Source organism: Ensifer sp. D2-11 (genome assembly GCF_054161295.1).
On record NZ_CP096433.1, the window covers coordinates 826,790 to 838,804 of the forward strand.

The 12,015-nt window shown below is 61.8% G+C and carries 10 protein-coding genes, 1 pseudogene and 1 riboswitch; of the genes and pseudogenes, 4 read left to right on the forward strand and 7 right to left on the reverse strand.

Annotation, left to right across the window (positions count from 1 at the left end; all coding sequences use genetic code 11):
• Window positions 1-8: 8 nt before the first annotated feature.
• From M1D34_RS03955 to derI, 4 genes are all read left to right on the forward strand, one after another.
• Window positions 9-947, forward strand: a complete 939-nt coding sequence (locus M1D34_RS03955) for a sugar phosphate isomerase/epimerase family protein (RefSeq protein ID WP_498780773.1) — start codon at window positions 9-11, stop codon at window positions 945-947.
• 93 nt (window positions 948-1,040) lie between these two features.
• Window positions 1,041-1,826: a DeoR/GlpR family DNA-binding transcription regulator gene (locus M1D34_RS03960; RefSeq protein WP_498780775.1), complete on the forward strand. Its 786-nt coding sequence runs from the start codon at window positions 1,041-1,043 to the stop codon at window positions 1,824-1,826.
• Window positions 1,823-2,590: a triose-phosphate isomerase gene (locus tag M1D34_RS03965; RefSeq protein ID WP_010969784.1), complete on the forward strand. Its 768-nt coding sequence runs from the start codon at window positions 1,823-1,825 to the stop codon at window positions 2,588-2,590. The genes M1D34_RS03960 and M1D34_RS03965 overlap by 4 nt, the downstream gene beginning before the upstream one ends.
• A 37-nt stretch (window positions 2,591-2,627) precedes the next feature.
• Entirely contained in the window at window positions 2,628-3,065 is a 438-nt protein-coding gene (derI, locus tag M1D34_RS03970) for a D-erythrulose-4-phosphate isomerase (protein WP_003537271.1), read from the forward strand.
• A gap of 633 nt (window positions 3,066-3,698) precedes the next feature.
• Here derI and M1D34_RS03975 read toward each other — a convergent pair.
• The 7 genes and pseudogenes from M1D34_RS03975 to M1D34_RS04005 form a co-directional block, all read right to left on the reverse strand.
• Window positions 3,699-5,915, reverse strand: a complete 2,217-nt coding sequence (locus M1D34_RS03975) for a TonB-dependent siderophore receptor (protein ID WP_498780778.1) — start codon at window positions 5,913-5,915, stop codon at window positions 3,699-3,701.
• Between the two features lie 151 nt (window positions 5,916-6,066).
• A pseudogene (locus M1D34_RS03980) lies at window positions 6,067-6,950 on the reverse strand (helix-turn-helix domain-containing protein).
• 225 nt (window positions 6,951-7,175) lie between these two features.
• Window positions 7,176-7,649, reverse strand: coding sequence for a 6,7-dimethyl-8-ribityllumazine synthase (locus M1D34_RS03985; RefSeq protein WP_003529198.1), 474 nt, complete (start codon window positions 7,647-7,649; stop codon window positions 7,176-7,178).
• A 90-nt stretch (window positions 7,650-7,739) separates the two neighbouring features.
• Window positions 7,740-7,904, reverse strand: a riboswitch (FMN riboswitch).
• Window positions 7,905-8,019: 115 nt separating this feature from the next.
• Window positions 8,020-9,081, reverse strand: coding sequence for an ABC transporter ATP-binding protein (locus M1D34_RS03990; RefSeq protein ID WP_010969779.1), 1,062 nt, complete (start codon window positions 9,079-9,081; stop codon window positions 8,020-8,022).
• Window positions 9,082-9,085: 4 nt separating this feature from the next.
• Window positions 9,086-9,874, reverse strand: coding sequence for an ABC transporter permease (locus M1D34_RS03995; protein ID WP_010969778.1), 789 nt, complete (start codon window positions 9,872-9,874; stop codon window positions 9,086-9,088).
• Window positions 9,871-10,752: an ABC transporter permease gene (locus M1D34_RS04000; protein WP_003529194.1), complete on the reverse strand. Its 882-nt coding sequence runs from the start codon at window positions 10,750-10,752 to the stop codon at window positions 9,871-9,873. Before M1D34_RS04000 ends, M1D34_RS03995 begins: the two co-directional genes overlap by 4 nt.
• A gap of 77 nt (window positions 10,753-10,829) precedes the next feature.
• The gene (locus M1D34_RS04005) at window positions 10,830-11,933 is read right to left on the reverse strand and encodes an ABC transporter substrate-binding protein (protein WP_003529193.1); all 1,104 of its coding nucleotides are present in this window, start codon (window positions 11,931-11,933) and stop codon (window positions 10,830-10,832) included.
• Between the last annotated feature and the right edge of the window lie 82 nt (window positions 11,934-12,015).

The window sequence follows — 12,015 nt, forward strand, 5'->3', positions numbered from 1 at the left end:
AGCCGGCAATGGCCTTCACGCTGTCGCTCAACACCAATCCTCTGGTCAACCGCTTTGCCGAGGCGGACGACCTAATCGACACCATCGCCGAGAAGATCCGTATCGGTCATGTCCAGCTCACCCATGAATTCGTCAATCCCGGCTGGCCGGCGGCGACGATCAACAAGACGCTCCGGCAGTTTCGAAGGGCGCTCGGGCGTACCGGCGTGAAGATCACCTCCGGCATGACCGGCCCCTATGGCCGTCTCAATCATTTCGGACATCCCGACGCGGACGTCCGGCGCTATTATGTCGACTGGTTCAAGACCTTCGCCGATATCTCCGCCGAGCTCGGCGCTTCCGGCATGGGCACGCAATTCGCGATCTTCACGCTCAGGGATTATCACGACCCGGCGCGTCGGGAAGAACTGATGACGATCGCCATCGAATGCTGGCGCGAGGTGGCAGAGCACGCCAAGGCCGCGGGCCTTTCCTATGTCTTCTGGGAGCCGATGTCGGTCGGCCGCGAGTTCGGCCACACGATCGAGGAGTGCAGGGCACTCGACCGGCGTCTGGCGGCAGCCGACCTGCCGATCCCGATGAGGATGATGGTCGACATCGACCATGGCGACGTCACATCGCCGAACGCCGCCGATGTCGATCCCTATGCCTGGGCGGAGGCCTTTCCGCGGCAGTCTCCGATCATCCACGTCAAGCAGTCCTCGATGAACAAGGGCGGACACTGGCCCTTTACGGCCGTCTACAACAAGGACGGCAGGATCACGCCCGAGCGACTGCTCGACGCCGTCAGGAGGGGAGGCGGCACGGACAACGAGATCTGCCTCGAACTCTCCTTCCGCGAACGTGAACCGACCGACCGCAACGTGGTGGAGATGATCCGGGAGTCTGTTGAATTCTGGGAGCCGTTTATCGACACCGGATTCAATGCTTCGAAATATCACATGTGAATGTAACAAAATCCCAGATTTGAGTTGAAAAATAACATAAGAATGTTACCTTTCCCTTGGCGCAGCGGAGGCTGCACCTGACGGGACGATACGATGAAACCGGAAGACAGACGCCAGGCGATCATGGATGTTCTGATGGAGGCTGGGACAGCCTCCGTCGAGGAACTCGCCCTTCGCTTCGGCGTCAGCAAGATGACGGTTCATCGGGACCTTGACGATCTCGAACAGGCGGGGCTCCTGCGGAAGGTCCATGGCGGCGCTTCCATTCAGTCGAGCCCGCAATTTGAAAGCGATTTCCGGTACCGTGAAAAGATCGCGACGGGCGAGAAGCGCCGCCTTGCGGAACATGCGGCGACGCTGATCGAGCCCGGCCAGAGCATCATCATCGACGACAGCTCGACGGCCGGAGCGATCGCCGGATTTCTAAGGGATATTCGCCCGCTCACCGTCATCACCAACAATCTCGGCGTCATTGCCGATCTTTCGGGAGCACCGGGCATCAACCTGATCGCGCTCGGCGGTCATTACAGCAAGAAATTCAACGGCTTTTTCGGTGTCGTCACCGAGGAGGCGCTGCGCTCGCTGCGCGCCGACGTGGCCTTCCTGTCGAGTTCGGCCATCGAGGGCGCGTCAGCTTTCCACCAGGATCAGGAGGTCGTGCAGATCAAGCGCCAAATGGTGAAATCCGCCAGCCGCAAATATCTCCTGGTGGACCACGGCAAGTTCGGCCGCTCGGCCCTGCATTTTCTGACGGGGCTCACGGCCTTCGATGCGGTGCTGACCGGAAACGAAGTGTCCGAGGGGAATGCGGCGGCGCTCGGTGACGCCGGCGTCAAGCTCGTCAGGATCGACGTCAGGAAAATATTGGAGAACGCATGAGCAAGTCTGGTCTCTGGGTCGGCACGAGCTGGAAGATGAACAAGACGCTGGCCGAGGCAATGGTCTTCGCCGACGGTCTTGCTGCCGCCGACGATGCGCGCGATCAGCGGATACAGCGCTTCGTCATTCCTCCGTTCACCGCCGCGCGGCAGGTGAAGGAAAGGCTTAAGGCGACGAGCGTCAAGGTCGGTGCGCAGAACATGCACTGGGACGATGCCGGCGCCTGGACCGGCGAAATTTCCCCGGTCATGCTGAGCGATTGCGATCTCGACATCGTCGAGCTCGGCCACAGCGAGCGGCGGGAGCATTTCGGCGAGACCGACCGCACCGTGGGCCTGAAGACGGCAGCCGCCGTCAAGCATGGGCTCGTGCCGTTGATCTGCATCGGCGAAACTCTCGCGCAACGCGAAGCGGGCGAGGCGGATACTGTCCTGAAGCGCCAGGTGGAAGGCGCCTTTGCCTTTCTCGAAGGCGCGGCACGGAAGGCGCCCGTTCTTCTGGCCTACGAGCCCGTCTGGGCGATCGGCGTCAACGGCATACCGGCGACCGCCGACTATGCGGATGCACGCCATCGCCTCATTGGCGAAGTCGCCGAGCGTGCACTCGGCGTGAAGGTTCCGGTGCTCTATGGCGGCAGCGTCAATCCTCAGAACTGCGAGGAATTGATCCTCCAACCCCACATCGACGGGCTCTTCATCGGCCGCTCCGCCTGGGACGTCGGCGGCTATCTCGACATTTTGCAACGCGTAGCCCGGGCGATCTGAGTTGCCGGGCAACAACACCTTAGGGAAAGGAAACGACATGAAAATCGCGATTGGAGCCGACAGCGCCGGCAAGCCCCTGCTCGACGTCATCGCCGCGCATCTCGCCAAGAGAAGCGATCTCGAAGTCAAGGACCTGAGTCAGACCGGCTACTATGCCGATCTCTCCCGCGATCTGGCGCAGACGATCACGGCCGGCGAAAACGAACGCGGTATTCTGATCTGCGGCACCGGCATCGGCGTGTGCATCTCGGCCAACAAGGTGCCCGGCATCCGCGCCGCGCTGACGCACGACACCTATTCCGCCGAGCGGGCGGCCAAATCCAACAACGCCCAGATCATCACCATGGGCGCGCGCGTCATCGGCCCGGAACTGGCGAAATCGATCGTCGATACGTGGCTCGCCTCCGAGTTCGACCCCAACGGTCCCTCGGCGGCAAATGTCGAAGCGATCGACCGCCTGGATCAGGCGAAGTAACGGTCGCGAATTCTGCGGGGCATGCTGATCCTCCCTCATGCGCACGCAGCGAGACGCCCGGCAGCAATGCCGGGTGTTTTCGTTGGGGCGGTGCGCCGGGTGCTCCCCGTTTTGACGCTACGGCATGCACATATCTCTTGTTGTCCAGCCCTTCGCGGACTTACTCCGGAGTGGCGGCATCTGTATTTCCAGCAGTGGCGAGGCTTGCGGATGGGTCCTCAGGATCAAACCCATATGCGCTAACATTGGCATTAGCGGTCACCCGCCCCTCATCCGCCTGCGCCACCTTCTCCCCGCAGGCGGGGAGAAGGGACAAGCGGCGCCAACTGAACCCCGCATTCACCGCCCGCCCGAGGGAGCGAGCGGGCGCGGCATATCCCTTCTCCCCGCCTGCGGGGAGAAGGTGGCGGCAGCCGGTTGAGGGGCAATCCCGACCGAGCGAGGTTGAGGCGGTTGGGTTCCCGAGGGATCCCTTTCATCAGCAGTATCCGCCGCACCGGCGCGCAAGAGATATGTGCATGCCGTAGCATTTTTGACGGGGAGAAGGGACAAGCCGCGAGGCCGCGAGTCCCCTTCGCCCCGCTTGCGGGGAGAAGGTGGCCGGCAGGCCGGATGAGGGGGAGGTCCCGCCCTTTACCACTTCTTGCTGAGCTTCAGCGTGAAGGTCCGGCTTTCGCCATAGCCGCAGGTCTGGAGACCCTGGCAACCCGCAACATATTCCTTGTCGAACAGGTTGGCGACGTTGAGCGACGCCGTCCAGTCGTTCTTCTCGTAGCGGATAGCGGCGTCCACGAGTGTCGCAGCGGGGACTTTCTTCGTGTTCTCCGCGTCGGCCCAGGATTCCCCCTGGTAGCGCACGCCGGCGCCGAGGCTCACGCCCTCGAACGTGCCGTTCGGAACCGTGTAGTCGAGCCACAGCGAAGCCTGTGTCTCGGGAATGAGATAAGGCGACTTGGCGAGCAGCGACGGATTGGAGTCTTCCGTAATCTCGAGGTCGGTGTAGCTGAATGCCGAGATGATCTTCCAGTTTTCGTCGAGATTGACCTTGCCTTCGAGCTCGAAGCCACGGGAGCGCACCTCGCCGAGCTGCGTAGAAATCCCAAGGGTGTCGGTCACCTCGACATTCTGCTTGGTTATCTCGAAAATTGAGGCGGTGAACAATCCATCGATGAATGTCGGCTGGTATTTGATTCCCGCTTCGTACTGGTAGCCTTCTTCTGGCTTCAGCGGCACCAAAGTCGTGATCGCAGGAGCTGGGTTCGAGTCGCGTGAGCCTACGAGCGGATTGAAAAAAGTCGCGACGCTCACATATGGCGTGAAGCCGTTGTCGAACTCGTATGCGAGACCGGCCCGACCGCTGAGCGCGCCGTCGTCATATCCGAAGTTGGAAGGTCCGGCCCAAGCGGTCGCGCCGTTCTTGAGGTCTGTATCGACATAATCGTAGCGCCCATTGAGCGTTACGAGCCAACCGTCGCCGAAGCGCACCTGGTCCTGCGCATAGATGCCGATCTGCTGCTGTGTGACGATCTGATTGATATAGACGGCAGTCGGTCCCTGCGGCAGGCCATAGACCGGGTCGGTGGGGCTGATTGGCGTCGCGCTTGCTGACGCCCCGATATGGTCGAGCCGGTAGTATTTGTAATCGAGGCCGGCGAGGAAGGTGTGGGTCGTGGCGCCGAGATCGAAATCCGTTTCCGTCCGGTTGTCGATCGAGAAGCTGTCGACTTTCGACGTCGCCTCGAAGCCGATTCGGTTCAGGAGGTAGTCCGGGCCGGTAGGTGCGCCGCCGACATAGCCATAGGTGTACGGGTACTTCTCGTGTTTGTGAAGATTGGCGTAGCGCGCGTTCTGGGTGAAGGTCCAGCCATTGTCGAAGTCGTGCTTGAACTCGTAGCCGAGCATCTGCTGCGTATAGCTGCCCTCGTCGATATCAGGCTCGCTGTAATAGGCATCCCGGTCGATCTTGCCGAAGGGCGCGTCTTCGACGGTTCCGACATAGGGCAGGAAGCCGTTGCCGACATGGACCTGATCGAGGCCCTGGAGCAGGCCGAAGACGGTCAGGCTGGTTGCGTCATCAGGCGCATAGCTTACCTGAGGAAGGATGAAGCCGCGCAGGTCTTCGGAATAGTCCGAATAGTTGTCGCCGCCGGCGACCTTGCCGGTGAGGCGGTAGCGAACCGTTCCGTCATCGTTCAGCTTGTCGTTCACGTCGAAGCCGGTGAAGGCATTGCCGTTGCTGTTGATGCCGACCTCGGTGTAGTAGAGCGGCTCGTCAAGCGGCCGCTTGCTGATCAGGTTGATGATGCCGCCCGGATTGGACCCGCCATAAAGCACGGAGGCCGGCCCTTTCAGCACCTCGACCCGCTCCAGCATGAAGGGGTCGACCTGGAAATTGCCGAAGCCGAAGCTGAAGAGCGGCAGTCCGTCGAGGAAGAGGCCCGTCTGTGCCGCATCGAAGCCGCGGATGTAGAACCAGTCCGTATCCGGGTCGGTGCCGAACGGTGCCGACAGGACGCCCGGCGTATAGCGCAATGCTTCATCGACCTTGTTGACCACGGCACGATCGTCCAGTTCCTCACGCCCGACGACGGAGACCGACTGGGGGATTTCGTTGAGCGGCGTGGCGGTCTTCGACCCGGTCGCGGTCGCCTTTGCGACGTAGCCGTCCACCGGTCCGGTCGCGCCGGCGCCGGCCGCATTGCCGCCCTCGACGACGATTCGCTCGAGCTGCGTGGCGTTTCCCTCCTGCGCCAGCGCGATTCCGCTCATCATCAGCGGCGCGAGCGCAACTCCGCTCGCCAAAAGAGTCTTCAGATGCGCCCCGCGAATCCTGCACTTCATCTCATTCATGCCCCGAAATCGGCCGGTCCCGCCGTTGCCCCGCGTGACCGGTACTGTCAACGATAAGATGAGTGTCTAGATCAACTATTTTGGCGGCGCTTGTCCCGATATCAGGAAATTGAACGATTTTGGGCAAAACTGCGCGGTGCCGGCGGACTCGTCAGGCGGTGTGACTTTTCTTCCAGGGGCCGGAGTCGTGCCGACTGCCTTGCGGAACACACGGGTGAAGTGCGCCTGATCGGCAAAACCCGTCTCGGCGGCAATCGAGGTCAGCGGGGCATCGCTCCTGAGTAGCATCTGCTTTGCCCGTTCGACCCGCGCATTCATGTGCCACTGGTGAGGCGCGACACCCGTCGAAGCCTTGAAGGCGTGGCTGAAATGCGATTGGGAGAGGCCCGTGAGGCCGGCGAGCTCCTCGAGCCGGACATTACGGGCGAAATTCTCCTCGATGAAATCGACCGCCCGCCGCAATTGCCACGCCGCAAGCTGGCTGCGCTTGCCGCCGCTTCGCTTGCCGATCTTCATGAGATCGATGAAAAGCGCCACCGTAAGACTGTCGCCGTAAAGATCGTGGAGGGGCTGGGGATTGAGGCACTCGGCTGCGATCAGCCCGGCAAGCGTGAGGAAGCGTTCGTCCTGGAACATCAGCCGGGGCGTCTCGATTGCCACGGCGTCCAGGTCTTCCTTCAGGCGCCTGCCGAGCGCATCGACGTCGAAGTGAAGATCGAGATGCCGGATGTAATGGATGTCCACGACATCGGTCCAGAGCTCCATTCCGGCCGGAATATAGGAGAGGGCCTGCCGATGATAGTTCTGGACGGCACCCTTGCCGTTCGCGGCGAGCTTCACCCTGCAATTGCCGCCGCCCCTGGCATCGAGCACGATGAACATGCGGGGGTCCTCGGCGATATAATAGCCGCCCGCATGCGGAACGCATTCCACGTCCCAGACGTCCGCAACCACACCATTCCACTCTCGGCGGTTGAGACCGCCGACGATCGAAAACCCGCTGATCCTGTTCTGCATGCGCGGCTGGAATGTCATCGTCGCTTTCTCCGGTCCTGCCGGCTACAAGGCAAAACCGCAACAATCCTTCTCATTTAAGTCAAGTTTATTAGCGCGCAACGCGCGGGTTTTCAATCGCTTCAATGCAAAGGCGCGCGGCCATGCCGGCCGCGCGCCTTGGAATGCCGGAGGGCTGCCGCGAGTCACCTTCGCCCCGCCTGCGGGGAGAAGGTGGCCGGCAGGCCGGATGAGGGGCAGCACCGTTCAGGCGTCGACCAGCGCAAGCTTCGCACGCGCATCGAGAATCTGCGCGCAGGCATTCGCGGCTTCCTCGCCCTTGATGACGAAATGGTCGCGGAAGAAGGCGATCAGCGGCTCGCTTTCCTGGAAGTTGTGGGGTGTCAGCACCGCGGAGAGCACCGGCACGTCGGTATCGAGCTGGACGCGCATCATGCCGTCGAGCACCGTGCCGGAGACGAAGTCGTGGCGATAGATGCCGCCATTGACGACGAAGGCAGTGCCAAGGATCGCCGCGTAGCGGCCGGTCCTGGCGAGCGCCTGCGCATGCAGCGGGATTTCGAGCGCTCCCGGCACGTCGAAGATCTCGACATCGGCGGCGCTGCCGCCGAGTTTCGTCCATTGCGCGACGAAGGCGTCGACGCAACGGTCGACGATATCGGCGTGCCAGCGGGCGCGGACGATGGCAATTTTGGCGGAGGGGTGGGAAAGTATGGTCATGGTCTCAAGCCTTTCAGGGTTGGCATTTTTCCAATGATCCCGTCGGGCGAACATGCATGCGCGAAGACCCCGAGGAGGGGCGACGCTTCTGCTTGCTCTCTTCCATCCGGACTATAACCGTCGGCTCCGGAATTCGACCGGATCTGCTGACCTTCGCACGAAATGCGAAGCGCTCGCGGGCTCCGACCACCGACCATTCCCGATCCTGTGTTCGCTACCGCCGGTGGGGAATTTCACCCCGCCCTGAGAACGCTTGCGACTATAGCGGCTGTTTCGCCGCCGTCAAATCTGTGCTGCGACGTGAAAGCGAAAAATCACGACAGAATTTTCCAAGGATTTCACGCCCCTGAACAATTCATTCCGGCCGCCTCTATTCGCGGATGACGAGCAGGTCCTTTGCCGCGAAACGCAGCGTGACGCTCTCGCCGGCGACCGGTGGGGTCATGCCCGGATCGTTGAACATATCGAAGGAGATGATGTCTTTGCCGACCCGCAGCTTGGTGCGGATGACGGAGCCGAGAAAGCTCCTCGATACCACTTCGCCCGGAAGTGCGGTATCGCCCCTGGCGCCCTCGGCGATCGAGCCTGCTTCCGGCCTGAGCGCCAGCGAGATGCTGTCGCCGCCTTTTGCCCCGGCAATCGGCTCTTTCAGTGAGATGCGCTGCCCGCCGATGGTGACTGCGCCGCTTGCGGGATCGGCCACCTTGCCCTCGATGATGTTGAGCGTGCCGACGAAGGAGGCGACGAAGCGTGTCGCCGGGGTGTTGTAGATCTCGAAAGGGGTGCCGATCTGATCGGCGCGGCCGGAATTCATGACGACGATCCGGTCGGAGATCGACAGTGCCTCCTCCTGGTCGTGCGTCACGAATACCGTGGTGATGCCGAGCTGCTGCTGGATCTGGCGGATCTCCTCCCGCAGCGAGATGCGGATCTTTGCATCGAGCGCGGAGAGCGGCTCGTCGAGGAGCAGCACCTGCGGCTTGACGGCGAGGGCGCGGGCAAGCGCCACGCGCTGCTGCTGTCCGCCGGACAATTGATAGGGGAAGCGGTCCGCCAGATGCTCGAGCTTGATCAGCCCGAGCATCTGCTTAACCCGTGCCTCGATCTCCGTTCTGGAGGCGCCGGCGACCTTGAGGCCGAAGGCGACATTGTCGTGGACATTCATGTTGGGAAAGAGCGCATAGGCCTGGAACACCATGCCGATATTGCGCTGGTTCGGCTTCAGCGCACCCTGGTCCTTGCCGTCGATGAAGATCGAGCCGCCGGACGGGGTCTCGAAGCCGGCAATCATGCGCAGGATGGTCGTCTTGCCGCAGCCGGAGGGGCCGAGAAAGGAGACGAACTCGCCCTTGTCGATCCCCATGTCGAAATTATGCACGACCTGAACCGGGCCGAAGGATTTCTGAATATTGGTCAATTGCAGGAATGCCATGTGATCAAGCCTTGGCCGGAGCGGATTTCTGGAAGCGCGACACGAGCTGGATCAGTCCCATGCTGAGCCAGGTGATCGCGAATGCGATGACGGCGAGCGCCGAAGGCTCATAGGCCTTGTTGGCGCCGACGAGCTGCAGATAGGGGCCGAAGGCGGGGCGGTTGAGCAGCGCCGCCATAGTGAATTCGCCCATGACGATCGCGAAGGTGATGAAGGCCCCGGAAAGCACGCCGCTCATCACATTCGGGAAAATGCAGCGGAATAGGATGGTCGGCCACTTGGCGCCAAGGCTTTCCGCGGCCTCCGTCAGCGTCCTGACATCGATGGCCCGCATCGCCGTGTCGACGGCGCGGTACATATAGGGAAGAGACAGCGTCATGTAGGAGAACATCAGGAGCGCGTTGGTGCCTGAAGTGGAGCCGGTCAGCGGCAGGAACGATGAGGAATTATAGAGTCTGAGATAACCGAAGACGATGACGATCGCAGGAATGACGAGCGGCAGCAGGGTGATGAACTCGATGACGGGGCGGACCTGAGGCAGGCGCAGCCGCACCCAATAGGCGGTCGGCACCACCAGCAGCATGCCGAAGATGATCGTGAAAAACGCCATCAGCATCGAATAGCCGAAGGTCTCGCGAAACTGGAAGTCGGAGAAGACCGACCGGTAGGCGTCGAAGGAATAGGCATCGCGGCGCATGCGCAGCGAGAATTCCAGCGTGCCGAGCAGCGGAATGATGAAATAGCTCGCCCCGATGGCGATGGCGATCCAGGCGCCGAGACGTCTTGCCTTCATTTCTGCCACCGTTCGGCGCGCATCCGCAGCCAGATGTAGAGAATATTGGAGATGCCGGTGATGACGATCATGCCGAGCGCCAGCGCATAGCCAAGGTTCGGATTATGGAGCACGTCGCCGCGGATCTGCGCATAGAGCAGGATCGGCACGATATTGAGCGAACTGCCGGTCAGCGCGTAGGCGGTGGCGATCGCGCCGAAGGCGTTGGCGAAGAGCAGGAGCGTCGTGCCGAGCAGGCTCGGCCAGAGGATCGGCAACGCCACCATGCGCCAATATTGCCAGGTGGAGGCGCCGAGAATTTCGGAAGCTTCGCGCCATTCCTTCTTCATGCCGTCCAGTGCCGGCGTCAGGATCAGAACCATCAGCGGGATCTGGAAATACATGTAGGTGATGGTGAGGCCGAGGAAGCTCAGGAGGTTGAAGCCGGTCGAATAGAGGTTGAAGCCGAACCAGTCGCGCAGAAACACGGTGACGAGCCCGGTGCGGCCGAGGGTCGCGAGAAAGGCGAAGGCGAGCGGAACGCCCGCGAAGTTGGAAGCGACGCCGGAAAAGGTAAGGAGGCCGGAACGGATCCACTTCGGCATGCCGCCGAGCACGATGGCCCAGGCAAGAAAGAAGCCGATGAGGGCGCCGCCGAGCGAGGAGGCGACCGACACCCGGATCGAGATCCAGTAGGCGGAGAGGATCGACGGGGTGAAGAGGTCGGCGATGTTCTTGAAGGTGAATTCGCCCGCCGGCGTCAGAAAGGCGCCGGTGACGAGATAGAGCGTCGGGACGACCAGGAACATCAGCGCGAAAATCATGAAGGGTGCAATACCCAGCCAGTCGATAATCGCTCGTTTGCTGATCAGAGGTGCTGCTGCTGTTGTCGTGGTCATAAAGCTTTCGGCTGTCCCGGCATCGGAGGAAAATGACCTCCCCGCCACGTATGAGGCGGGGAGGCACGCAATGGCAGTTACTGCACGCTCGCGCCGACGACGCTATCCCACTTGGTGGTGATCGCTTCCTTGCCCTTGGCCTGCTCGTCGAGTGTCGGGAACACGGCCTTTTCGTAGGATTCGGCCGGCGGCAGCTTGTCGAGCATCTCCTTCGGAACCTTGCCGTTCTTGACGAGGTCGTTGAAGCGGATCGGGTGGCAATAGCCCTTCAGCCAGCCGAGCTGACCTTCGTCCGAATAGAGATACTCCATCCAGAGCTTGGCGGCGTTCGGATGCGGAGCGAAGGCGGAGATCGCCTGCACATAGACGCCGGCGACGACGCCGGAGGCCGGGACGACGACTTCGACCGGCGGGTTGCCGTTCAGGCTGTCGCGCCAGGAGAGGCCGTTATAGTCCCAGGCGATGATGATCGGCGTCGAGCCCTGCGCAAGCGAGGCGGACTTGCCGATGACCGGGACGAAGTTGCCGGCCTTGTTGACCTCGGCGAAGAACGCCAGGCCGGCTTCGCCGGCCTTGGCCGCATCCGTTTCACCGGCCGCAAGGCCGGCGGCGTAGACCGCCTGCACCGCCTGGTTGGATGCGCGCGGATCGCCGGCGAGTGCGACCGAGTTCGCATAGTCGGACTTCTTGAGGTCCGCCCAGTCCTTCGGCACGTCCTTGACGATATCGGTGTTCACCACGAAGGAGAGAACGCCGTAATAGTCGCCGTACCAATAGCCTTCCGGATCCTTGGCCGTGTCCGGGATTGTGTCCCAGGTCGACACTTTATAGGGTTGAATCAGGCCTTCGGCCTTGGCCGAGGGGCCGAAAGAGAGGCCGACGTCGATGACGTCGGGGGCCTGCGGGCCGGTGTTGCCCTTGTTGGCCTTGATCGCCTCGATCTCGTCGCCGGAGCCCGCATCCGGGTTCAGTTCGTTGACTTCGATGCCGTATTTGGCCTTGAAGCCGGCGATCACGTCGCCGTACCCGCACCAATTGTGCGGGAGCGCGATTGTCGTCAGCGTGCCTTCCTTCTTGGCGGCTGCGATGAGCTCTTCGCTCGGCTCGGCAACGGCTGCTGCCGTGGTTGCGAGCAGCATGGCGGTCGAAAGCGAGAGCAGGCGTTGAGTCCTTGAAATCACTGGCGTTCTCCTTATTGGGTTTTCAGTCAATTTCGCCGATGCAGTTAAAGATATGCGATGAAGCCTATGTGACAGGCTTTGT

Coding starts and splice junctions, on each gene's coding strand:
- M1D34_RS03955 (WP_498780773.1), top strand. CDS start 9: ATGGCCTTCACGCTGTCGCTCAACACCAATCCTCTGGTCAACCGCTTT.
- M1D34_RS03960 (WP_498780775.1), top strand. CDS start 1,041: ATGAAACCGGAAGACAGACGCCAGGCGATCATGGATGTTCTGATGGAG.
- M1D34_RS03965 (WP_010969784.1), top strand. CDS start 1,823: ATGAGCAAGTCTGGTCTCTGGGTCGGCACGAGCTGGAAGATGAACAAG.
- derI (WP_003537271.1), top strand. CDS start 2,628: ATGAAAATCGCGATTGGAGCCGACAGCGCCGGCAAGCCCCTGCTCGAC.
- M1D34_RS03975 (WP_498780778.1), bottom strand. CDS start 5,915: ATGAATGAGATGAAGTGCAGGATTCGCGGGGCGCATCTGAAGACTCTT.
- M1D34_RS03985 (WP_003529198.1), bottom strand. CDS start 7,649: ATGACCATACTTTCCCACCCCTCCGCCAAAATTGCCATCGTCCGCGCC.
- M1D34_RS03990 (WP_010969779.1), bottom strand. CDS start 9,081: ATGGCATTCCTGCAATTGACCAATATTCAGAAATCCTTCGGCCCGGTT.
- M1D34_RS03995 (WP_010969778.1), bottom strand. CDS start 9,874: ATGAAGGCAAGACGTCTCGGCGCCTGGATCGCCATCGCCATCGGGGCG.
- M1D34_RS04000 (WP_003529194.1), bottom strand. CDS start 10,752: ATGACCACGACAACAGCAGCAGCACCTCTGATCAGCAAACGAGCGATT.